20 protein-coding genes are annotated in these 21912 nt (G+C 63.4%); 7 read left to right on the top strand and 13 right to left on the bottom strand.

Translation table 11 applies throughout. From position 1 onward, the window contains the following. Positions 1–76: 76 nt before the first annotated feature. Positions 77–1048: a M48 family metallopeptidase gene (locus KG722_RS13955; protein WP_213272561.1), complete on the bottom strand. Its 972-nt coding sequence runs from the start codon at positions 1046–1048 to the stop codon at positions 77–79. Between the two features lie 112 nt (positions 1049–1160). On the opposite strand from KG722_RS13955, the gene KG722_RS13950 reads away from it, so the two are divergent. Further along, entirely contained in the window at positions 1161–1895 is a 735-nt protein-coding gene (locus KG722_RS13950; protein ID WP_213272559.1) for an MBL fold metallo-hydrolase, read from the top strand. 73 nt (positions 1896–1968) lie between these two features. Beyond that, positions 1969–2313, top strand: coding sequence for a YMGG-like glycine zipper-containing protein (locus tag KG722_RS13945; RefSeq protein ID WP_213272557.1), 345 nt, complete (start codon positions 1969–1971; stop codon positions 2311–2313). Between the two features lie 90 nt (positions 2314–2403). Here the strand turns inward: KG722_RS13945 and KG722_RS13940 are convergent, their stop codons facing one another. From KG722_RS13940 to KG722_RS13930, 3 genes are all read right to left on the bottom strand, one after another. Continuing rightward, positions 2404–3621, bottom strand: a complete 1218-nt coding sequence (locus KG722_RS13940; RefSeq protein ID WP_213272555.1) for a hypothetical protein — start codon at positions 3619–3621, stop codon at positions 2404–2406. A 1-nt stretch (position 3622) separates the two neighbouring features. After that, on the bottom strand, positions 3623–4831 hold the full coding sequence (locus KG722_RS13935; protein WP_213272553.1) for a hypothetical protein: 1209 nt from the start codon (positions 4829–4831) through the stop codon (positions 3623–3625). Positions 4832–4899: 68 nt separating this feature from the next. Next, positions 4900–5346: an REDY-like protein HapK gene (locus tag KG722_RS13930; protein WP_300998522.1), complete on the bottom strand. Its 447-nt coding sequence runs from the start codon at positions 5344–5346 to the stop codon at positions 4900–4902. A gap of 267 nt (positions 5347–5613) precedes the next feature. On the opposite strand from KG722_RS13930, the gene carB reads away from it, so the two are divergent. The 3 genes from carB (at position 5614) to KG722_RS13915 (ending at position 10533) form a co-directional block, all read left to right on the top strand. Continuing rightward, positions 5614–8892, top strand: coding sequence for a carbamoyl-phosphate synthase large subunit (carB, locus tag KG722_RS13925; protein WP_213272551.1), 3279 nt, complete (start codon positions 5614–5616; stop codon positions 8890–8892). A gap of 69 nt (positions 8893–8961) precedes the next feature. Further along, positions 8962–9435, top strand: coding sequence for a transcription elongation factor GreA (greA, locus tag KG722_RS13920; protein ID WP_213272549.1), 474 nt, complete (start codon positions 8962–8964; stop codon positions 9433–9435). Between the two features lie 30 nt (positions 9436–9465). After that, positions 9466–10533 carry a mitochondrial fission ELM1 family protein gene (locus KG722_RS13915; protein WP_213272547.1) on the top strand — a complete coding sequence of 356 codons (1068 nt, stop codon included), beginning with the start codon at positions 9466–9468 and terminating at the stop codon, positions 10531–10533. An 8-nt stretch (positions 10534–10541) separates the two neighbouring features. On the opposite strand, the gene KG722_RS13910 is transcribed toward KG722_RS13915, so the two are convergent. From KG722_RS13910 to KG722_RS13870, 9 genes are all read right to left on the bottom strand, one after another. Next, complete coding sequence (locus KG722_RS13910; protein ID WP_213272545.1) at positions 10542–11093, bottom strand: AAA family ATPase; 552 nt, start codon at positions 11091–11093, stop codon at positions 10542–10544. Continuing rightward, the gene (mnmA, locus tag KG722_RS13905; protein ID WP_213272543.1) at positions 11093–12277 is read right to left on the bottom strand and encodes a tRNA 2-thiouridine(34) synthase MnmA; all 1185 of its coding nucleotides are present in this window, start codon (positions 12275–12277) and stop codon (positions 11093–11095) included. Before mnmA ends, KG722_RS13910 begins: the two co-directional genes overlap by 1 nt. A gap of 93 nt (positions 12278–12370) precedes the next feature. Further along, positions 12371–13207, bottom strand: a complete 837-nt coding sequence (locus tag KG722_RS13900) for a protein-glutamate O-methyltransferase CheR (protein ID WP_213272541.1) — start codon at positions 13205–13207, stop codon at positions 12371–12373. Positions 13208–13277: 70 nt separating this feature from the next. Next, on the bottom strand, positions 13278–13643 hold the full coding sequence (locus tag KG722_RS13895) for a response regulator (protein ID WP_213272539.1): 366 nt from the start codon (positions 13641–13643) through the stop codon (positions 13278–13280). Between the two features lie 88 nt (positions 13644–13731). Then, positions 13732–14379: a histidine phosphotransferase family protein gene (locus tag KG722_RS13890; RefSeq protein ID WP_213272538.1), complete on the bottom strand. Its 648-nt coding sequence runs from the start codon at positions 14377–14379 to the stop codon at positions 13732–13734. Between the two features lie 101 nt (positions 14380–14480). Continuing rightward, the gene (locus tag KG722_RS13885) at positions 14481–14711 is read right to left on the bottom strand and encodes a hypothetical protein (protein WP_213272536.1); all 231 of its coding nucleotides are present in this window, start codon (positions 14709–14711) and stop codon (positions 14481–14483) included. Positions 14712–14847: 136 nt separating this feature from the next. Further along, complete coding sequence (locus KG722_RS13880) at positions 14848–15198, bottom strand: YdbL family protein (protein WP_213272534.1); 351 nt, start codon at positions 15196–15198, stop codon at positions 14848–14850. Positions 15199–15225: 27 nt separating this feature from the next. After that, positions 15226–15417 carry a YnbE family lipoprotein gene (locus KG722_RS13875; protein ID WP_213272532.1) on the bottom strand — a complete coding sequence of 64 codons (192 nt, stop codon included), beginning with the start codon at positions 15415–15417 and terminating at the stop codon, positions 15226–15228. 89 nt (positions 15418–15506) lie between these two features. Further along, positions 15507–18788 (bottom strand): YdbH domain-containing protein, encoded by a 3282-nt coding sequence (locus KG722_RS13870; protein WP_213272530.1) that lies wholly within the window; start codon positions 18786–18788, stop codon positions 15507–15509. Between the two features lie 219 nt (positions 18789–19007). Between KG722_RS13870 and KG722_RS13865 the strand changes: the two genes are divergently transcribed. Then, on the top strand, positions 19008–20384 hold the full coding sequence (locus KG722_RS13865) for a M23 family metallopeptidase (RefSeq protein WP_213272529.1): 1377 nt from the start codon (positions 19008–19010) through the stop codon (positions 20382–20384). Between the two features lie 133 nt (positions 20385–20517). Beyond that, complete coding sequence (locus KG722_RS13860; RefSeq protein WP_213272527.1) at positions 20518–21891, top strand: M23 family metallopeptidase; 1374 nt, start codon at positions 20518–20520, stop codon at positions 21889–21891. Positions 21892–21912: the final 21 nt, after the last annotated feature.

Genomic DNA, 21912 nt, shown 5'->3' with positions numbered 1-21912 from the left:
CAAGGCTCGCAAGGCTGCGCCCTTTCACGATGGGGAATGGCCCTTGGCGGCCCTCGCTTTGCGGCGGGGGCCGTTTTCAGTTGAGCGCGCCGCAGCGGCGCTCATATTCGGCAATGGCGTCCGGCATCCATTTGCGGAAGTTTTCCGCGCGGGTTTCAGAGGCCGGGTGGGTGCTCATCCATTCGGGCGGGCTCTGGCCGCCGCCGATCTCGCCCATCCGCTCCCAGAGCTCGGGCGCCTCGCGCGGGTCGTAACAGGCGCGCACCAGCAGATCGAGGCCGATCTTGTCAGCCTGGGTTTCATGGTCACGCGAGAAGGCCAGGAAGCCTCCCTGCGCAGCGACGCCGAACGCCTGGAGCACCGCCATGCGCTGGCCCGCGTCCATGTCCCCTACCCCCACGGCGAGCGCGACCTGTCCAATCTGCATCATCTGCTGCGTGCTCATCCGCGCCGCGCCGTGATGGGCGAGTGCGTGGCCGATCTCATGGCCCATGACCACGGCGAGCTTGTTCTCATCGGCAACGTCATCAAGCGTGACACGGCCATCATAGTTTCCGGTGATATCCAGGATGCCGGTGTAGACGGCCACATAGCCGCCGGGCAGGCAGAAGGCGTTGGGTGTTGCCGAGTCGACCACATAATAGGTCCAGTTGAACTGCTCCACGACGCCGGGCATGTCGTAGCCGGCGCGACGATAATCGTTTTCCAGCTCGAGGGCGGCGCGCTGCAGGCGCTCTCCGATGCCGCGCACTTTTTCCGTCAGCACGCGCGCGTCGCCCTGGCAGCTCGCCTCATCGGCGCAGAGCACCGTGTTGCCCTGGCTCTGCTCCTGCTGGAGAATCTGAAGATAGGATTGCTGGCCGAGCTTGATCTCGTCGGCGATTGACATGGTGTTGAACTGCTTGCTGCCGGGCGCAAAGGGCACTTCCTTCTGGTTGGACTGCCAGTAGATGAAGAGGCCGATCAGGGCGATCAGGATGATGCTGCCGCGCCCGCCCAGAATATCGCCAAGTCCGTTCGCGCGGATGGGGGGGCGGGATTGCGGCATGGCGGAGCGCTCCTGATAAAACGTGTCGTTACCTAGTTAACCCGGCGTCCGGCAGGCGAAAAGGGAGAACAGGCTGCATTGCGAAGACGGCCGGGATCGCTATCTTGCCAGGATGACCGAGCAAACCCCCGCCCCGAAACTCGAGATCCGGATCATTCCGGTGACCCCGCTGCAGCAGAACACCTCGATGATCTGGTCCACCCAGACCATGGAAGGCGTGTTCGTGGACCCCGGCGGGGAGATCGACAAGCTGATGCAGGCGGCCGATCATTTCGGCGTGAAGATTGTCGCTGTATGGCTCACCCATGGGCACCTAGACCATGTCGGCGCCGCCATGGCGGTCAAAGAGCGCACTGGCTGCCCGATCATCGGCCCGCACGAGGACGACCAGTGGCTTCTGGACGAAGTGGAAGCCAGCGGCGCGCGCTATGGCATTCGCGACGGAAAGAATGTGACGCCCGACCGTTACCTTGATGACGGCGATGTTCTGGAGCTTGCCGGCAACCAGTTTGGCGTCGCCCACTGCCCCGGACATACGCCAGGCCATGTTGTGATCTATCATCAGGAGGGCGCGCTGGCCTTTGTCGGAGATGTTCTGTTCCGGGGCTCTGTCGGGCGGACGGATTTTCCGCGCGGCAATCACCAGCAGCTGATCGACTCGATCACCGGAAAGCTCTGGCCGCTCGGCGAGGGCATGCGGTTTGTGCCCGGCCATGGGCCGATGTCCACCTTTGGCCAGGAGCGCCTGGACAACCCGTTCGTGGCTGATGCCGTGACCGGCTATAATGGCGCTGAAAAAGGCGATGTGGACCTTATCGGCCAGCGGCTCTCCAAGCGCTGGAGCTGACCTCGGCGTAATATGCCGGAACAAACCTGATGACCCGACGTTCCTACTCCATCAGACAGAAAAGGAACGTCCCATGACAGGTTATCTGAAATTTGCCGCGATCGGCGCCAGCGCTCTGGCAATGGCGGCCTGCACATCTTCCGGCACAGCCGAGCGCAATGCCGTCGCGGGCGCAGCCCTTGGCGCCGCAGCCGGCGCAGCCATCGGCAACAATGTTGGTGACGGCGACGCCACACGCGGCGCAGCCATTGGCGCAGCGGTCGGCGGTGTTGCCGGCGCGGCGCGCGGTTGCAGCAAGGCAGGCGACTGCGGAACCGGCAACCGCCCGGACAATTATGATCCGTACAACTATGACAGCGATGGCGACGGCGTTGTCGATGCCCGCGACCGGTATCCCAATGACGGCCGCAGCTGGTAATTTCCAGCCCATGGCAAGTGAAGGCTCCGTTCCCACGCCTCCCCTGGGGACGGGATTTTCATTCAAAAGGGTCTCGCGCGGAGGCGTGCTTCAACCCGCTTCATCAATCCTGTTTTGAAATGTTCCTTCGATCAGACTGACCAACCAATCCGGCATAGCCGGCAGTGTTGCTGTTTCCGGGGTGCGAATGTCGCCCGCCTGGAAAGCAGAGACAGCCTCGAGGATCGTTTTGCGCCCGGCAACGGTTTGCCCGGCGGCGTCCGCCTCGGCGCCAAATTCCCGAATTGCCATCAATACGGTGTTGCGCGCCTTGGCCACATCCGAAATCTGCGCATCTGTCACGCCCGCCGCCAGCGGTGTCCACATCCGGCTGACGGCAAGGCCAATCGAGTAGACCGTGTCTTCGCTGCCGGTGTTCTCCGGCGTGAACCAGTCCGCCCTCGGAATTTCGGTACTGTCGTCGTAGAACTTCAGGCTGACATTGTGTTGCGCGATCAGCTCCATGAGAGCCGTTTCGTCAGACTGTGCCCAAAACGAGTAAGGCGCCGGGCGCCCATCCAGAAACTGGCGCGAATCCCGGTAGGCTTCCCGCAGCGCCCAGCGGACACGGAGCGGATCGGATATGTGCCCGTCCTTTACTCGGATCACCAGCTGCTCGGCTCGCTGATTGAGCACACTCCAATCCAGCCGGTCCTGCGACTGACGGCAGACATCGGCGGCCGCGTTCAGGTAATTCAATGCCGGAAAGCTCGCCCTGTACCGGTAACCGCTCGCCGTCGTGGCCATGCGCTTGACGACATAGTCGCAGGCCAGCTGTGGCGGTGTCTCTGAAACTAGCGGATGGACATGCCCCTTCTCTGCAACCCGCAGCATAGCCTGCATCACCCTTTCCGCCACGTCGGCCCATTCATCATAGGCGAGGCGAACAGCCCCGTGCCGGAAATCCTCCGGCTTGTTCAGGCGGAAATACTCAAGATGCGCGTAGGCCCGCTCAACATGCCCGAAGCGTTGCGCCAGCATTGAGTCTGAAGCCTGCGGCTCGGCGGCCTCATGACGCTCGAACAGATTTATCTCTGCCCCAGCCGCGATCACGCGGATCCAGGCTGTTTCCGGACAGGCGCGCGCCTGCGCATCGATCCGGCTCGCAGCGGCTTGTGCCTGTCCGTCCGACGTCCCCAGCGTCAGCATTTTCCGCAGGTCCAGTGTTGCCTTTGTGATCTCTTCTGGCCCGCAGTCCTCTGCCATCGCCGCCGGCGCTGTCAGAGTAGCAATGCCGGCAATCAGCGCATATTTCAGTCGACGGATCATATCAATCTCCTGATGGTAGAGCAGCGGCCGTGTTCATCAGCGTGTCGAACAGCCATTGCGGCGGCAGCTCCTGCCCGTCCATAGAAGGGGCACGCACGCGGCTTTCCTGTACATCCCGGAGCGCAGACCGCAGGGCGCCGCGCGTCTCATCCTCCAGCCCCGCCGCGCGTCCTTCATTAAGCACACCGTACGCGAACCGGGTGTAGAGCGCGCCGCCCGAGGACGCAGTTTCGCTACCGGCTGCCATCCGGGCGGCAATACCGGCCCATTCCTCGCTGAGCGCCATGGCGAGGGAGAACACCATCTTCTCGCTGCGGATATGCTCTGGCGTGAACCAGAGATCGCGCGGCAGGAGGCCCGCCTGCGGATCAATGCCATGCTTGCGCAGTTGGGTGTCGAGCCGGCCATTATCAAATTTTGAATAGAAGGTGTCGAAATCGCGCCCATCCAGATAAGCGTCCCGCGCCGCGCGCGCCTTCTCCAGCAGTTCGCGGATCTTTTCAGGCTCGGTGACTTCCTCCCGTCCGACAAGGTTCGCATAGGTTGTCGCGGTGACGGCCAGCGGCAAACGGAGGCGGATTTCTTCAGGGTCCCTGCAGGCAGCTGCCGCCGCGTCCATGAAAGGCTGGAAGATCAGGTCGGCCTCTTTCTTGATGGCGTAGCCAACCGTCTGCGTATCAGAGTTGAGCCAGCCCGAGCAGGCGGGCGGGGTCTCTGCAGCGAGATAGGGGTGGACGGAGCCGAGCCTGGCGATCTGCATCAACGTTTCAATGATGGTCCTGCGATTGGTGGAGGCAGCCTGGTACTTCAATTGTCCCACACCGCCCCCAGGCAGCGGAACGGCCAGACGATCCTGCCGGTTCTCGGCCGGAACTTCGATGAACTTGTTGGACCGGGAAAAGGCCCGCAACAGATAGCTGTAAGAGTCCTGATTGATCTGATTATTGGAGCCTCGGACCATCGCGTCATAGACCTGCATGTCCATGGCTGCCCCCATCAGGTTGATCCAGGGATGATCCGGGCAGCGCCCGACATGCCCGTCGATCTCCAGAAGGGATTTCTGGAACTGCTCGGCGCTCGTGATCTGCTGCATGCTGGTTTCCAGCGCCTGCGGCAGGCGCTCGGTGTCACAGGTGTCTGCATGGGCGCCGGTTGCGGCCATTCCCCATGCCAGCAAGGTAAAGGCTGCAATGCGAAATCTGAGTACCATGTCCATTCCCTCCTCTACTCAGGCGGCAGAATGCAGGGCTTTGGCAATGGATGCCAACCCTGCGATACCTATTTGACCTCAGAGACGATGATGAATTGGGGGGCTTCGACAAGGCCCATGAATTCGCCCATCACTTTCTGGACGGTCTCGCCGCCCATGTCCTCAGTGGTGAAGCCTTCAAGGTCGGGGATGGCAAAGGCTTCGATATAGCCGACCCCGGGAGCGCCCTCGCCCATCAGCAGGCGCTCGGCACGGTAGGTGCGGAAGGACTGGACGCGGGCGAGGCTGCGCATGGCGGGCTGGTCGGTGGTGACGACCCAGTTCTCGAACTGCTCGGGCGTGACGCCCTCTTTCAGCGTGTAGAGAATGAAGAGATTGGGTGTGGTCTCGACCTGCACTTCCTTGATGATTTCGATCCGTTCAACGGCCGGCTGAGCTTGCGGCGCGGCCTCAGAAGCTGTCTGGCAAGCAGACAGGAGCAGCGCCGCTGCGGCGGCGAAAAGTGTGGCTTTCATGGTTTGGTCCCTCCTCTGATCCCTGTTTCCGGAAACGATCGCGAATCGGGCCGCCTCTGTGTCACCGCGCGGGGCAATCGGGCTGGACACAAATGCGGCGCGCAGAGCGTTTCATCTGGATTTCCTTCGCTACACCCCGTAGCACCGCGCAAGGCAGCGTGCTTCCCCCTGTATCGGGGGTCGGGCACGCACCTTGCGCCTTGCCCCCGCGCCCGACTCCCTGCTATCGGGCAGCCGTTTGACCGCCTGTGAGGAGACCACGAACCCATGCCCAAGCGCACAGATATCTCCTCGATCCTCGTTATTGGCGCCGGCCCGATCATCATCGGCCAGGCTTGCGAATTCGATTATTCGGGGGTTCAGGCCGTCAAGGCCCTGAAATCAGAGGGTTATCGGGTGATCCTGGTGAACTCCAACCCCGCCACGATCATGACCGATCCGGAGCTAGCCGACGCGACGTACATTGAACCCATCCTGCCTGAAGTGGTCGAAAAGATCATCGAGGCCGAGCGCCCTGACGCGCTGCTGCCGACGATGGGCGGTCAGACAGCGCTGAACTGCGCGCTGGACCTGCATTATGCCGGCATCCTCGAGAAATACGGCGTCGAGCTGATCGGCGCGAAGGCCGAGGCCATCGAGATGGCCGAAGACCGCAAGCTGTTCCGCGAGGCGATGGACCGCCTTGGCCTCGAAAATCCGCGCGCGGCGATCATTGCCTCGCCAGAGCTGCCCGCCGAGCCCGGCAAGCCCAAGCGCTATGACCGCCTCACGGGCCTCAAGGAGGCAATGGACGCGCTGGAGACGGTCGGCCTGCCAGCCATCATCCGACCCGCCTTTACCCTCGGCGGCACGGGCGGCGGCATTGCCTACAATATCGAGGAGTATGAAGAAATCTGCCGCTCGGGCCTTGCCGCCTCGCCCAACGCCCAGATCCTGATCGATGAAAGCCTGCTCGGCTGGAAAGAATATGAGATGGAGGTCGTGCGCGATACGGCGGACAATTGCATCATCATCTGCTCGATCGAGAATATTGACCCGATGGGCGTGCATACCGGCGACTCCATTACTGTTGCCCCTGCCCTGACGCTCACCGACAAGGAATACCAGGTGATGCGCAACGCCTCGATCGCGGTGCTGCGCGAGATCGGCGTGGAGACAGGCGGATCCAACGTTCAGTTCGCGGTGAACCCCAAGGACGGGCGCCTCGTCGTCATTGAGATGAACCCGCGCGTGTCGCGCTCCTCCGCGCTGGCCTCGAAAGCCACCGGCTTCCCGATTGCCAAGATCGCCGCCAAGCTCGCGGTCGGCTACACGCTGGACGAACTCGACAATGACATCACGGGCGTCACGCCCGCCTCCTTCGAGCCGACGATCGACTATGTCGTGACCAAGATCCCGCGCTTTGCATTTGAAAAATACAAGGGCGCCGAGCCTGTCCTGACCACCGCGATGAAGTCCGTGGGCGAAGCAATGGCTATCGGCCGCAGCTTCCAGGAGAGCCTGCAGAAGGCGCTCTGCTCGCTGGAGACCGGGCTTTCCGGCCTCAACGAGCTGCCCTTTGAAGACGAGAGCGCGCTGCGCCAGGCCCTCGGCATCCAGTCGCCAGATCGCCTCCGCGTCATCGCGCAGGCCTTCCGGATGGGCCTCAGCATCGAGGACGTGCAGACAGTCACCTCCTTCGATCCCTGGTTCCTCCGCCAGATCGACGAGATCGTGAAGACAGAGGCCCTGATTGTTGCCAACGGCCTTCCGGGCAATCTTGCCAGCCTGACCGAGATCAAGGCCATGGGCTTCTCCGACAAGCGCCTGGCCGAACTCACCGGCAACACTGAGGACGGCGTGCGCGCCCACCGCCACCGCCTCGGCGTGCGGCCTGTCTACAAGCGTATTGATACATGCGCGGCCGAGTTTGCAGCCAAGACGCCTTATCTTTACTCCACTTATGAACACGCCCCGTTCGGACAGGCCGCCGCAGAGTGCGAGGCTGGTCCCTCGACGCGCAAGAAGGCGATCATCCTCGGCGGCGGGCCCAACCGCATCGGTCAGGGCATCGAGTTTGACTATTGCTGCTGCCACGCCGCCTTTGCGATGGAAGACCTCGGCATCGAATCCATCATGGTCAACTGCAACCCGGAAACGGTGTCTACCGACTATGATACGTCTGACCGTCTCTATTTCGAGCCGCTGACCATCGAACATGTGCTTGAGATCATCCATGTGGAACAGTCCGCCGGTGAACTCGCCGGTGTGATCGTTCAGTTTGGCGGTCAGACACCGCTGAAACTTGCTGGCCCGTTGTTTGACGAGCAGGTGCCCATTCTCGGCACCAGCCCGGCCTCCATCGACCTTGCCGAAGACCGCGAACAGTTTGCAGCCCTGCTCGACAAGCTCGGCATTCAGCAGGCACCCTCGCGCACGGCGCGCAGCGTGGAAGAAGCCGAAGTCAAGGCCAACGAGATCGGCTATCCGGTCATGCTGCGGCCCTCCTTTGTGCTCGGCGGGCGGGCGATGGAAATTGCGCGCAATGATGAAGACCTGCGCAAGTTTGCCGCCGAGGCCCTGCGCGTGTCCGGCGACGCCTCACTCTTCATCGACCGCTATCTCTCCGATGCCATCGAGGTGGATGTTGACGCGATCTGTGATGGCGTGACGGTGCATGTGGCCGGCATCATGGAACATATCGAGGAAGCCGGTGTCCATTCGGGCGACTCCGCCTGCGCCCTGCCGCCCTTCACGCTCTCGCAGGAACTGCAGAAACGCCTCGGCGACCAGGCGGCCCAACTGGCGATGGCGCTCAACGTCCGGGGACTGATCAACATTCAGTTCGCCGTCAAGGGTGAGGAAATCTATGTGCTGGAAGCCAACCCGCGCGCCAGTCGCACTGTGCCCTTCGTGGCGAAGGCTGTCGGCGCACCGATTGCCGCCATTGCAGCGAAGGTGATGGCGGGCGAGGCGCTCTCCAGCTTCGACCTCTCATATGCCCGCCCGCGCCGCATCGCCATCAAGGAAGCGGTGTTTCCGTTTGCCCGCTTCCCGGGCGTTGACCCCCAGCTTGGCCCGGAAATGCGCTCGACCGGCGAAGTCATGGGCTGGGACGATGATTTCGGCATGGCCTTCCTCAAGAGCCAGCTGGGCGGGGGTATCCGCCTGCCAGCCGAAGGCACGGTGTTCATTTCCGTGCGCGACAGCGACAAGAAGGGCGCAGAAGAAGCCGCTCGCGGCCTTGCCGGGCTCGGCTTCACGATCCTGGCGACGAGCGGCACCGCAGATCATCTCGAATCGAAGGGCATTGCGGTCAAACGGGTCAACAAGGTGCTGGAAGGCCAGCCGCATATCGTTGATGCCATGATCAACGGCGATGTCCAGCTGGTGTTCAACACCACCGAAGGGGCCGCTTCTCTGTCAGACTCTGCGTCCATTCGCCGGACGGCTGTCGCAAGAAAAATTCCTTATTTCACAACGCTTGCAGCTTCCCTGGCTGCGGTTAAGGCCATCGCCAGCATGAAATCACAGGAAATCTCGGTGCGCGCCTTGCAAAGCGCCTGAATGGCTCCCACTTGACGCCCTTGGTTTTTGCGACAACGTTTTTTGCCGCTGACGATGAGGGAACTCACAATGGAACGCATACCGATGACCGCCGAAGGCCACGCCGCACTTCAGGCTGAACTGAAGGTGCTCAAATCCGTTGAGCGCCCCAGCATCATTGCGGCTATTTCCGAAGCCCGCTCGCATGGCGACCTGTCGGAGAACGCCGAATATCATGCGGCCAAGGAGAAGCAGAGTTTCATCGAAGGCCGCATCAGCGAGCTGGACGACAAGCTCGCCCGGGCCGACATTATCGACGTGTCCAAGCTTGGCGGCGCGAAAGTGCGCTTTGGTGCCACCGTCACCATTGCCGATGTCGACACCGAAGAAGAGCAGACCTACAAGATCGTCGGCGAGGATGAAGCGGATGTAAAACAGGGCAAGATCTCTGTCACCTCCCCCATCGCCCGCGCGCTGATCGGCAAGGAAGAAGGCGACGAGGCCGAAGTGGCCGCGCCCGCCGGCGCCCGCGCCTATGAAGTGATCAAGGTCGTCTACAAGTAAGGCCTAACCGCAAACAAAGGACCGGCCGCCATGGCCTCCCTCGGCCCATCTATCTGGGCGGTCTCTGATGGCCGCGCCGGGAATGCGGCGCAGGTGCGTGCCCTTACGGCTGCGCTGGGCGCGACCGGCCGGTGGTTGAAGATTGCGCATATCGCGGGCGCGGCGCACCGTCAGGAGCCGCTGGTGCTGACGCCGCGCGCGCCCTGGCGCTGGCTGCCGGCGGACAGGTGGCCTTCCCCGCTTCAGGCGTTGCCAAAGGCGCAGCGCGCCTGCCTGGCCGCGCCCTGGCCGACCGTATGGATCGCGGCTGGCCGCCGCTCTGCATCCCTGACGAAGTTTGCGCGGGAAATGTCCGGCGGGAAAACTTTCACGGTACAGATCCTCGACCCCTACATCGCCCCATCGAATTTTGACCTGCTGGTTGTGCCCGAGCATGACGCCCTCAGCGGACCAAATGTTGTCCGCACGGTTGGGTCGCCGTCTTATTTCACGCCGGAAGCCCTGGAAGAGGCCGCGCAGGCCTTTGCCGATCTGGCCGATGAAACCCGCCGCTCAGCGATCGTGATCCTCGGCGGGGATTCCCGGGTCCACACCTTCACCAATGCCGCGGCAGACCGGCTAGAAGGCCAGATGCGCGAGCTCGCCGCCGATGGGTGGCGCCTGCGGATCACCACCTCGCGCCGCACGCCGGTACCGATAGCCGCTCGGTTCCGTCAGATGGCGGGCAATCTGGGCGCGTCCTTCTGGGCCGGGCCCCAGGACGGGCCTAACCCCTATGTCGCGTGGCTCCTTTTCTCCAACGCCGCCATCGTCACCGAAGACAGCGCCAACATGCTGTCAGACGCGGCCTGGCATGGCCTGCCGGTGCATATCGCCAAGCTGGAAGGGCGCGCCGACAAGTTTGACCGGCTGCATGAGAGCCTCATGCAGCGCGGGGTGGCGCGCTGGTTTACCGGTCAGATCGAACAATGGTCCTACGAGCCCCTGCGCGAAGCTGAGCGCGTGGCTGACCTTGTTGTCGAAAATCTGCTCGAGCGCTATCCGCCCCCGGCCTTTGGTGGCGGCGCCAGCGTGACAGCGCCCGACTGGCTGGACTGAGCCCTGCTCTAAAGAGCGAAAGCATCGACGATTTTGCGAGCAGCCTGTTCGGGCGGGCTGTCGGTCGTATCCACTTCCAGATCATATCGGGCGCCCTGATGAACCCGGGCAAATTGCCAGCGCACCTGACCGATATCCCGATCACCGCGCACCTTTTCCCGCGCTTCGCAGACTTCCAGAGAAGCCCGCACACAAACAAAGTTGACATCGTGCCCGCGCAGCAGGCTTTCATAGGCCTGCTGCTCGTCCATGCCGAGCCAGACATCATCCACAATCACGTTCAGGCTGGCGTCCGCCAGCGCCGCGATTGACCGGCGCATGCCATCCAGCAGCCGGGCGCCATATGGCCCGGTTTCGATGGCGACTTCCGGTGGCACGGCGCCCGCGACCGGGCGGAACACAAAGGCGTCCGGATGATTGTCCATCCGGGCAGGCTGCATGCTGAGGAAACTATCCATCTGAACATGCAGGAAGGCATGCGCAGACAGGTCCTGTATGGCGCGGGCGAGCGACGTCTTGCCTGCGCTGCTGGTGCCGTTGAGGACGATTACGGTTGCCATCAGGCCGCCGCAACGCGCTCGTCGGCAGGAAGGGGCCGGGCGATGAAGCCGCCGCCGAGGATGCGGGTGCTGCCTTCGGGGTCGTAGAGCACCGCCGCCTGGCCCCGCGCGACGCCTTCTTCGGGCGCATCGAAGAACACTGCGGGGGCTCCGTCTTCATAGCCAAGACGTCCGGGCACAGGCGGGCGGGTGGACCGCACACGGATCAGCACGGGCGCGCCGTTGCCGGCGGCTTCTTCCAGGCTGCCCTGCCCCAGCCAGTTCAGCTCTTCCAAAAGCAGGCCGCGCGTCATCAGGGCCTCGCGGGGGCCAACGATGACCCGGCGTGCGGGCGCGTCGATCTTCACCACGAACAGCGGATCGCCGGTCGCCACGCCAAGGCCCCGGCGCTGGCCGATAGTGTAGTGGATTACGCCTTCATGCTGGCCCAGTACGCGGCCATCGAGATGCACGATCTCGCCCCCGCGGCCTGAGCCGGGGCGCAGCTTTTCGACGACCTTGGCGTAAGAGCCGTCGGGCACAAAGCAGATGTCCTGGCTGTCGGGCTTGGCGGCAACCTGCAGTCCAAACTTTTCCGCCAGTTCGCGGACTTCGCTCTTCGGAAGGCTGCCCAGCGGGAAGCGCAGGAAATCGAGCTGCGCGCGCGTGGTGGCGAACAGGAAGTAGGACTGGTCGCGGCTCGCATCATGCGCGCGGTGAAGCTCCGGCCCCTCCGGGCCGTCCGAGCGGCGGATGTAGTGGCCGGTGGCGAGGCAATCTGCGCCGAGCTCTTTTGCCGTCGCCAGCAAGTCAGCAAACTTGACCGTCTGATTGCAGCGTATGCAGGGGATGGGCGTGGAGCCGGAGAGGTAGGTATCGGCAAAATCCTCCATTACCTGCTCGCGGAAGCGGGATTCGTAATCGAGCACATAATGGGGGATACCGATGGCGTCGGACACGTTGCGCGCGTCGTGGATGTCCTGGCCCGCGCAGCAGGCGCCCTTCTTCTCGATGGCGGCGCCGTGGTCGTAGAGCTGCAGCGTGATGCCGATCACGTCATAGCCCTCGGCTTTCAGCATCGCGGCCACAACGGAGCTGTCGACGCCGCCAGACATGGCCGCCACAACGCGCGTTTCATGGGGAGGCTTGGCAAATCCAAGCGAATTGACGCGGCCTTCGGGCCACGCAGCGGTCTCAGTCGTCATCTCTCACTCCCACCGGGGTCAAGGCCCGGAGCAGCTGGTTGGAGGGGGATATAGGGCAGGATTATCCGGGATGCGAGAGGTTTTGACCTCAGATCAAGCCGCTGCCCTGTTCGCCGTTCCGGCTGCTACCCAGCCCTGGCGGATGTCGCGGGCGGGTTCCAGGAGTTCGGTGAGGCCCTGGAAGCTTTCCCCTTCCCCAAGGATGATGACCGCGCCGGGCGCCATCTGGGCGGCGAGGACTTCGGCCACCCGCATGCGGGCGGGCTTGGCCATGCCCGAGAGGACATGCCGGCAGAAGATCAGGTCGAACTTGCCGAGACCCGAGGCGGTTTCCATCAGATTGTGCTGACGGAAACTGACCCGGGAACGCAGCGTCTCGTTTGCCTGCCAGTCGCCGCTGTCCATCCGGTTGAAGTGTTTGAGCAGCCGGAAGATCGAGAGGCCGCGCTGGGCCTCGTAATGGTTGTAGATCCCGCTCCGCGCCCGTTCGGTGGAGTATTTGCAGAAATCGGTCGAGAGTATCTCGATCTTGGCGCTGCGCAGGCTGGCGCCGGGCTCGTCTTCCAGCAACATGCCGAGGGAGTAGGCCTCCTGGCCGGTGCTGCCGCCGGCGCACCAGACCCGCAAACGGCCGGACTGGGTGGCGTTCAGGCGCTCTGGCAGGAGGGTGTTGATCACCATGTCGAAGACGGATCGTTCCCTGAAGAACCAGGTGTCATGGGTCAGGAGAGCGGAGGCGATCTCGCTGCGGAAGACCGCGTTCTGGCGGGAGTCAAGGCAGTGGACGAGATCGGCCATCGTGCCGAAGCCCTCGCGGCGGGCAAGCGGCGCAAGGCGCGCCTCCATGAGATAGGCGCGCGACGGCGGGATCGCCTGACCGGTGGCCTTCAGGGCCAGGTCTGCGAGCGCGTTGAACACCGTCTCCTGCATCTATTGCTCCGCCAGAGAGGCGCGCGCGCCCCAAAGGTTACCGTTAAGCCGCGTTTTCTTAAGAAAGGCTTCAGATCAGCCCGACTTCCGCGAATTTGCTCTCCAGAATGTCGGCATCAAATGGCTTCATGATGAACTCATCGGCCCCGGAGCGCAGGGCTTCATTGATGTGTTCGGGATCATTTTCAATCGAGCAGAACACAACACGCGGTACCTTGCCGCCCTCTTCCCGGCGCAGGGCACGCAGGAAGTCGATGCCGTTCATGGTCGGCATGTTCCAGTCCAGCAGGATCGCGTCCGGCATGGATTCCCGGCACATTTTCAGCGCTTCGGCGCCGTCGCCGGCCTCGGTGACCGAGAAACCGAGATCCCGGACGATGCGGGACGCGACTTTGCGGACAACACGGGAATCGTCCACGATTAGGCAGGTGCGCATGGCGGGCGGGCTCCGGGCTGGCAGGAATGCGGGCAGACTTGCCTCATGCCTGCCTCAAGCGGGTTAACAAAGCCTGACCGGCAAAGGGTTAACTCTGCGGCTTGATCCCGGTCGCCATGAACACGACAGTGCCATCGGGCGCCTGGCGGGCATGCAGCGTGCCGCCAAGGCCATCGCAAGTGAGCTTGGCGAAGAGGGGCTGGATGTTCTCCGGGCGCCAGCCATGCTCGGGCTCCTCGCCTTTGAGCGCCTTGACCACGTCCTCCTTGAGCTTCAGCCGGTCGCCCTTGCAGGTCAGCGTTAAGGTTTTCTGGCCGTTTTCCTCGCGGACATTCACATGGATCACCCCTCCCCGGACGGTCGCGGTGAGGCACACCATGATGAGGTTCATGATCAGTCGGGCTTCGGAGAAGTTCAGCTCCGGCGTGCCCAGATCCCATTCGATGCTGGGCTTCTGGAAGCGGAGATAGTCGTCGGTCAGCTTCTTGAACTGGTGGACATCGGCCGTGCCGGGCTGAAGGCCCATCGAGCCGAAGGCATAGCGCAGGAATTGCAGCGTGGCGGTCACGCCATGGGCGCCCTCGCGCAGGGTGCGCTCGGAATGCTCCTTCTCCTCGGCACTGCCGGGACTGTCGAGCATTTCCAGCGACAGCGACATGGTGGCCGCCGGCGAGACAATGTCGTGACAGAGCCGCGCGGAGAGGAATGCAGCGAAACGCGCATGATCAAGGTTCATTGGTTCAGCCCGTATGTTGTCAGCGTGTGCTGCAGGATCAGGTGCGCCGCCGGGACTGTCAACAAACGAGCGATGACACTCTGGTAACAGCCTGCCCCGTTTCAGGCGTCAGGCCGGTCTATATCGTCGTGACCGTGGCGGGCACTGTGGAATGTCAGCAGGAACAGGCCGATGGAGAGGGCAAGCGTGAGCACACCGCCCAGAATATAGGCAAACCAGCCATGGCCGGACATGCCGTAGGCGGCCCCGCCCCAGAGCTGGGTGACGCCCCAGAGGAGCAGTGCGAGAGCGGCAAAAGCGCCGCCAATCCACAGGATCAGGCGTAGCGACATCGGGAAAATCCGCGACAAAAAGAGTGCCATTTTTGGCAAGACCGGGACAATCCCCGCCTTTCAGGACATAGCTGGAACCAGAAAAAGACAAACCCCGGACAGGGTTTTCCTGTCCGGGGTCAATCCAGGCCGAAGCCTATTTCTGTTTCCAGGTGCCCGACTCGTCCATGTAGAACTCGCCGGGCTTCACGCGCTCTGCGAGTTGCTTCTCGCCGGCGATGCGGGCGACCTGTTGAACCGTTGTGCCGGTTTCGCTGGCAGTCTTTTCATACAGGGCGCGGCGGCGGTTGTTGATGTCCTGCACCTTGCGGACGATCTCGGCGTCAGCTGAGCCGACCACGCCGAGATAACCGTCGATGCGTTCACCGATGACGCCTGTAGAACGGGCCGTCTCGATCTGCGCGCTGCCCTGGGCCCAGGCCTGCGTGACGGTGACACCGCCCAAGAGCAGAACAAGGCCGAGGATCAGGGTACGAAATGTGGTCATGTGTGTCTCCCCAGGGGACCTAGGCAATCAGAACAGGTCAGGATTCTCGGCGATCAGGTCGGACACTTCCCGGTCCAGCTTGATGCGCACTTCCTGCGTGATGTTGACGTTGAGATCGATCTTGATGGGCTTGTCCGACGGCTCGAGCTTCACGGTGTGCGTGCAGGCCGACAGGGCAATTGCCCCTGCCGCGGCAAGTAGGATTGGCTGGAACCTCATAAGGCGGAACTCCTCATATTACGGGGGGACAATGACATGCCCGTTCTTAACGTCAATCGACGCGGCTGTTGCCCACCGTTCACATGGCTTCACTCAGGCGCAGGCACTTCCTCTTCGCCTGACGGGATGGCGAGGTCGATCAGGGTGGTGGCATTGGCCGACTGGAGCCCCTGCTCGATCAGCTGGGTGAGCGGCAGGTTGAAGTTCATGGAGAACTCGAACGCCTGGCCGGGCGGCATCGTGATCGCGTCCCCTACCGGGACCGAGCGGATGTTGCGCCCGGCGACAATTATGCCGGCCTGCATCTGGTCTGCCAGATCGCCCGAGAGGCTGACTTCCAGAACGTAGAACTCCAGATCCCGCAGGGCATTGAAGGCCATGGCGGCGGTCGGATCGCTTTCGGCAGCCGCGTTCACGGCGCCGCCTGTATAGGAAAGACGCCCGCCGCTGTCAGCTTTCAGGCGCGCGTCGCGGACAATGACGGAGTTTGCGGAAAACTCGATCGGGAAAGAGCCGCTGACCGTGCCCTCTGCGGCCGTGTCTGGCAGCTTGAGCACCTCGATCAGCTGGGTGAGGTCGAGCCGGCTGGCGGTCACTTCCACGCTCTGGCCCGTGACTTCGCCGAGCGTCCAGTCAAGCGGGGCGAGCGCCAGCTCCCCGCCCGCAAAGGGAAAGGCGACCGAGTCAAGCTTCAGCGTCTTGCCTTCGTCCAGCGCAAACACCACACGCCCGTTGGAGAACGGAACGCCTGGATTGACGCTGTCGATAGAGATCTGCTGCTCTGGCGCCGTGGTGAGCTTCATCAGGTCGGTGAAACGTACGTCGCCTGAAATGCCCGAAACACGCCCCAGCCGGGTTGTCTGGAAACCGAAACGGGCAAGACTCAGATTTGCCGTACCCTGAATGTCGCCGCGATCGATGGTGAAGGCGGCGTCGCCGGTGAACTCTCCTTCGGCGCTTGTGAAAAGGCCGACAAGCCGTTTTGAAATCATTGAGGGCTGGAACCCGCCGGGCGAAAAGACGAGACGTTCGGACTCGATTGCGGCGGTGCCCTGAAGATCAAATATGTTGATGCCGGCGGTTGCAGACGCAATCCGGGTGCCGGAAGTTTCCAGCCGGAACGGCCCGGACGCCACCAGACGCTGACCTTCGATCCGCCCGGCAAAGTCGCCCACGACCGGCTCGTAGATTGCGTCTTTCAGCGTATCGGCAATCCGTACGCCGCTGGCCCTGACATCCCCTGACAGGCCGCCCGGCGCGCTGGTGCCGGTAAAGCCCAATTCCCGCGCCGACACATTGGCCGGGATCATGCCGCCGCCAAACTGTGTCTGGCCGAGGCCGGCATCGATACCGACCGGGCCTGAGCCCGTGGTGAGGCGGATTTCCGGGTCACTGCTGTTAAGGGTGAGCGTGTTCTCGCCGAGGATCATCGGCATACTGAGTGTATCGGCGCTGACCAGCATGGAGAAGCCCCGGACCAGGGACCAGTCAACCACGGCGCCGCGCAGGCCGAGGGTGCCCTGCCCGCCGGAAAATTGGAGAGGAACATCGATATTGCCGAGCCGCGCCAGGCCGCCAAGCGGCCCGCCCTGACGGATGAAACGGCCGTCAACCGGGCAGATGTCGAAAGCAGCTTCAGGGATCGTGACCCCGCCGGTTACGATGCCGTCAGAGGTGACGTTCAGGCAGGACGCACCTTCAGACTGGACCCGCAGGCCCGAAGCATCCTGAACGGCGCTGAGACCGCCCGAGAGCCGCGCGCGGTCGAGCGTGACGCCTTCAAGTTCACCGGTGAGCGTGAAGGCGCCGGTGCCTTTTGCCTGGAAGCCGTCTGACTGCTGCGCGTAGTCGAGACCGGAAAGATCCGCGGCAATCGTGCGGCCACCCGCAGACCAGGGCGCAAGGCGGACCGCAGCGCCGCTGAGTTCCAGCGTGCCGGCGCTGAGGGTCGTCGTTCCAAGGTCGGCCGTTAGCTCCGGCGCGCCGCCGCCCGAGAGGCGCAGGACGCCGGTCATCCGGACGCCTCCATCTTCCACGCGCAGCCAGCTGCTGCCATCGGGCCCGCCGGCCTCCAGGCGCATGCCGGAAGCGGCGGCGAGGGCTGACGGGCCATCTGCCTCGGCCAGAAGGCTGCGATCCTTCAAGCTGGCGCGCAGGCCGAAAGCGGTATCGAAATCCCGGGCTGCGCGGCGCAGAGCGCCTGACAGCGCCGCCCCATGTGCCTCCAGAGGGCCGGTAAGGGTCAGCGCATTGGTGACCGGGGCAAGCGTGTCGGATGTCAGATTGGCCGCGTTGAGCTGGACGCCGCCATTGAACACCGCCGTTGCGTCCGGCGACCGGATCAGGTCTCCGGCGAGGCGGAGTTGCAAGGCAGTGCCCGGCGGGCCTGACAGCGCGGCGGCTTCCAGGGCGAGCGGCCCCTGAAACGCCCCGTCCTTGCCTTCAAGCTCGGTGTTGAAAACCGTCTGGCCGATCTTCCAGTCTCCGGACGCGGCCTGGTCGAACTCTGCCTGCGCCACCGCGAGTGTCAGCGCATCGAGAAGGCTGCTGGCGGAGAATTCCGGCAGCGTGTCGAACTCGGCGCGGCCGCGCGTGCGCAGGCCGGAAACGCTGGCTTCCGGCGCTGTGCCTTCTGCGAGGCGGGCCGACCATTCGAGCGCGGCAGGCCCGTCGCCACTGAGCGGAAAAGCGGCTTCTGCGGCGAGGCTGAAGCCGCTGGCGGCGCGCCCGCTGGCCTCGGCCGCGTCAGACGCCAGGCGCAGCTCGCCGGTGACGGCCCCGTCAACGATGCGGGCCTGGAGTAGCGCCTCGCCGAGCACCATTCGGGCGTCCCCCAGAGCCAGGCGCGCAGGATCGAGTTCCAGGGAGGCAGCGGCGTTTTCAGGCACCTGGCCGGAGACGTTCAGCGTTGCGGCCGCCGGGCCAAAGGGTGTCTCAAGGTAAATGCGGGCATCGCGGATCGTGATCGGCGGGGCAGCGCCCCCCTGCCCTCCGGTAGGAGCAATAAGGCGTTCCAGGCCGTAGAATTTCAGGCCGGTGTAATCGAGCGTGCCCTGCATCTGCAGGCCGGTGATCGAGACCCCGTCGATGCGGGGGGTGAAAAAGCCCGGCCAGGAGATTCGGGCGCTTATCTCTTCAGCTTGCGCGGGCACATCTGCGCCAGACGTTATGCGCACACCGGTGAGCGTCGCGCCGCCCGCGCCAATATGGGTGAATTTGGCATCACAGGTCAGGTCGCGGTCGGCGCACCAGGCCTCCAGGGCCTGCTCGGCAACCGGCTTGCGCAGCAGCCACAACAGAACAACGAAAAATCCCAGAAGCAGGAAAAAGCCCAGTATTAACCGTCGCGCCCACACAAAAGAGCGCGGCATAGGCCCCTCAGACAGGCGCCTCATCTCGGAAGAGTCGACTTGTTTCACTGGTCCGACCGGCTTGCTTCTTGCTTCTACTAAGCCATAAAGTCCTAAAGTGGCATGTAATTCAGACGTTCCAACTTCTCGAATCCTTAAGTTGATCAGGAGACGATTTTGCGGCGTGGAGTTACTTTCCAGCCCGAACGGCCGGGGGGCGTCTAAGACAGGATACCGAGCTTGACCCAGGACGACCTACACATCGCCCCGGCAAACCCGCCGAAACGCAGCCTCTCCCAGGGCATGAAAAGCCTCGTCGTTCTCGGCGTTCTTGGCTCTGCCTCGGCGATTGCCGGGCTGGTAATGGCTGGGCGTCCTGACGCCGCGATGGTGCAGTCAGCCCAGGCCGCAACGCCCCTCCCGCTGGCCGCGCGGCTTGTTTCGGCAGTGGATGTGGCTGGCCCGCCCAAGGCACTGATCAAGGCAGAAGGCAAGTTGGAACGAAACGAAACCCTCACTGGCCTGGTGACGCGACTGGGGGCGCCTGTGGGCGAAGCCAATGCAGCGCTGCAGGCGGTTTATGGGCAGGACCTGATCGACCACCGGCGCCTGCGCCCCGGTCTGGAAGCGGAAACCTTTGTAGAAGACGGGCGCCTGACGGCGCTGGCGATCAAGGCGGACGCTGATCGCAGCTTGCTGGTGACGCGCACGCTGGAAGGCGGATGGCAGGCGACAGAGCTGAATGCGAAACTGACACCTAGCTATAAGCGCGTGGCCGCAGAGATTGACGGCTCGATCTACAACGCGGCCCTGAAGCTGGGTGCGGGGGATCAGCAGGTCGTCGATTTTGCCAGCGCCTTCGCCTATGACATTGACTTTCAAAGGGAAATTCACCCGGGTGACCGGTTCGAGATCTTCTTCGAGACCTTTGTCGATGAGCGCGGCAATTCCGTACGCAATGGCGAAGTGCTCTATGCGGCCCTCGACGGCAAAGCGCTGAAGCGCGGCTTCTACCGCTTTGCGCCCAGCGATGACGGCGTGATGGACTATTTCGACGAGAATGGCGAAAGCGCCACGAAATTCCTCATGAAGACGCCGATCAATGGCGCGCGCATCTCTTCCAATTTCGGCACAAGGCGGCATCCGATTTCCGGCTATACCCGCCTGCACAAGGGCACTGACTTTGCCGCGCCGACCGGTACGCCGGTTTATGCCGCCGGCTCGGGCACCATCCAGCGGGCCAGCTGGAATGGCGGCTATGGCAACTATATCAAGGTCAAGCACACGCGTGGGTATGAAACTGCGTACGCTCATCTTTCGCGCTACGCCAAGGGTCTGAAATCCGGGCGCAAGGTGCGCCAGGGCGAGATCATTGGCTATGTCGGCTCGACGGGCGCCTCGACCGGGCCGCACCTGCACTACGAAGTGTATGTCGACGGCAAACCGGTCAACGCGATGTCGCTTAAGCTGCCGACCGGGCGGAAGCTGGCCGACGACCCGGCGATGCTGGCCGAGTTCCGCCAGCACAAGGAAGCGATCGACGCGCTTCGCACGGGTGGCTCGACCGGTCCGATGGCGGCGGTAGTGCGGCCTCAAGGTACGCCTGTAGGTCCCTGATAAATCTTTGAATTTCTAGCCAACTGCGTGAGTGTCTGCGGAAGTTTCTCCCGTCTGGGGCGATTCTGGTCCCTTTCTTGCTTGGCCCCTGCCAGACCTCGCCCCTTAACGGGCCCAGGATGGGAGACACGGCATGAAACGGACGCGAAAGCCGCCTCGGATACCGGTCGCTGTGCGGCGTCTGGACATGTCTTCGCGCACGATGGAGCGGATCGGCGGGGCCGCCGTGATCGTGTTCATCCTGGCCCTCTTCCTGCTCGTTCGGGCGCAGCCTGAAGTCCTCAAGCCCCTGGGCCTTCTCCAGTTCAACGACCTGCGCGCCGAAGCCGGCGAAAGCCAGGCCGTGACCCGGACCGGGACAGTCACGGCGAGCGTTTCGACGGTCGATGTCCTGGAAGTTCTCGGCGCGAGCCCGGGAGACGCGGCCGCCGCAGCCGTGGCCCTGCGCGATGCCTCGCCCACCCGTGGCCAGCGCCTGCGGCCGGGAACGCCGCTGTCAGCCTGGTTTGAAGACAGCGGCGATGGCGCAGAACGCCTCGCCGGCGTCAGCGCCAAGCTAAGCCCCAAGGCGACCCTCGTTGCCAGCCGGAGCGCCGAAGGCGGCTTTACGGCCAATCTGCTCTCGGCGCGCACGACAACGGTGCTCCACCGCGTGGCGGGCCGCATCGACACGACCCTTGCCGATGCCATCACCGAAGGCGGCGGCACGCGCCAGCATGCCGAAATGTTTGCCGGTCTCTTCCCGGAAGACCCTGCCCTCGCCAAAGGTGGGCGCAAGGGCGAGCGGTTTGACGCCGTGATCGAAGTGGTCACCGACGAGCGAGGCAATTTCCTGGAAGCGGGCGACCTTGTCTTTGCTGCGTTCAATGGCAAAGAAGCTTCCGGCAGCTGGTACCGGTTTACCCCGGAAGACACTGGCCTGCCTGAATTCTACAGCCGCAGCGGCATTGCCGGGGATGAGTTCCTGCTGCGCGATCCCGTGCGCGGGGCAGAGGTCAATTCCGGGTTCGGCAACCGGCTTCACCCGATTACAGGCGAAATGCTTCTCCATGCGGGCCTCGACTTCCGCGCGCCAATCGGCACGCCCATTCGCGCGGCAGGATCAGGGCTTGTGACAGACATGCGCTGGGGCGACGGCTATGGCTGGTTCATCCGTATTCAGCATGAACGCGGCTATGAGACGGTCTATGCCCACATGTCCGGCTTTGCCGAAGGCCTGACCCCGGGACGCACCGTGATGCGCGGCGACGTAATCGGCTATGTCGGCTCGACCGGATCCAGCACGGGCGCGCACCTGCATTATGAAGTGCTGCGCAACGGCTTCTACGTGAACCCTGTAACGCTGGCGCTACCAACCGGACGAGATCTGACAGAGGAAAAAACTGTCTTCGCCGCCTTTGAAGCCTACCGCGACACGATTGACGCGTTCCGCAATCAGGCGCCGGGCGGGCAGCTGTTTGCCGCAAGCACAGCAGCCTCCGGAATAACAAACGCCCCGGCGCCTTGAGGGCGCCGAGGCGAGTTCATC

Source organism: Hyphomonas sp. (genome assembly GCF_018402285.1).
In the GTDB taxonomy this organism is placed as follows: Bacteria; Pseudomonadota; Alphaproteobacteria; order Caulobacterales; family Hyphomonadaceae; genus Hyphomonas.
This window is presented reverse-complemented; position numbering and strand designations above follow the sequence as displayed.

Bases quoted from the DNA above. Each gene is read 5' to 3' on its own strand.
- KG722_RS13900 (WP_213272541.1), bottom strand. From the start codon at position 13,207: ATGCAGGAGACGGTGTTCAACGCGCTCGCAGACCTGGCCCTGAAGGCC.
- KG722_RS13885 (WP_213272536.1), bottom strand. From the start codon at position 14,711: ATGTCGCTACGCCTGATCCTGTGGATTGGCGGCGCTTTTGCCGCTCTC.
- KG722_RS13935 (WP_213272553.1), bottom strand. From the start codon at position 4,831: ATGGTACTCAGATTTCGCATTGCAGCCTTTACCTTGCTGGCATGGGGA.
- KG722_RS13870 (WP_213272530.1), bottom strand. From the start codon at position 18,788: ATGCCGCGCTCTTTTGTGTGGGCGCGACGGTTAATACTGGGCTTTTTC.
- greA (WP_213272549.1), top strand. From the start codon at position 8,962: ATGGAACGCATACCGATGACCGCCGAAGGCCACGCCGCACTTCAGGCT.
- KG722_RS13940 (WP_213272555.1), bottom strand. From the start codon at position 3,621: ATGATCCGTCGACTGAAATATGCGCTGATTGCCGGCATTGCTACTCTG.
- KG722_RS13890 (WP_213272538.1), bottom strand. From the start codon at position 14,379: ATGAACCTTGATCATGCGCGTTTCGCTGCATTCCTCTCCGCGCGGCTC.
- KG722_RS13895 (WP_213272539.1), bottom strand. From the start codon at position 13,643: ATGCGCACCTGCCTAATCGTGGACGATTCCCGTGTTGTCCGCAAAGTC.
- mnmA (WP_213272543.1), bottom strand. From the start codon at position 12,277: ATGACGACTGAGACCGCTGCGTGGCCCGAAGGCCGCGTCAATTCGCTT.
- carB (WP_213272551.1), top strand. From the start codon at position 5,614: ATGCCCAAGCGCACAGATATCTCCTCGATCCTCGTTATTGGCGCCGGC.
- KG722_RS13955 (WP_213272561.1), bottom strand. From the start codon at position 1,048: ATGCCGCAATCCCGCCCCCCCATCCGCGCGAACGGACTTGGCGATATT.
- KG722_RS13945 (WP_213272557.1), top strand. From the start codon at position 1,969: ATGACAGGTTATCTGAAATTTGCCGCGATCGGCGCCAGCGCTCTGGCA.
- KG722_RS13875 (WP_213272532.1), bottom strand. From the start codon at position 15,417: ATGAGGTTCCAGCCAATCCTACTTGCCGCGGCAGGGGCAATTGCCCTG.
- KG722_RS13860 (WP_213272527.1), top strand. From the start codon at position 20,518: ATGAAACGGACGCGAAAGCCGCCTCGGATACCGGTCGCTGTGCGGCGT.
- KG722_RS13880 (WP_213272534.1), bottom strand. From the start codon at position 15,198: ATGACCACATTTCGTACCCTGATCCTCGGCCTTGTTCTGCTCTTGGGC.
- KG722_RS13915 (WP_213272547.1), top strand. From the start codon at position 9,466: ATGGCCTCCCTCGGCCCATCTATCTGGGCGGTCTCTGATGGCCGCGCC.
- KG722_RS13930 (WP_300998522.1), bottom strand. From the start codon at position 5,346: ATGAAAGCCACACTTTTCGCCGCCGCAGCGGCGCTGCTCCTGTCTGCT.
- KG722_RS13950 (WP_213272559.1), top strand. From the start codon at position 1,161: ATGACCGAGCAAACCCCCGCCCCGAAACTCGAGATCCGGATCATTCCG.
- KG722_RS13910 (WP_213272545.1), bottom strand. From the start codon at position 11,093: ATGGCAACCGTAATCGTCCTCAACGGCACCAGCAGCGCAGGCAAGACG.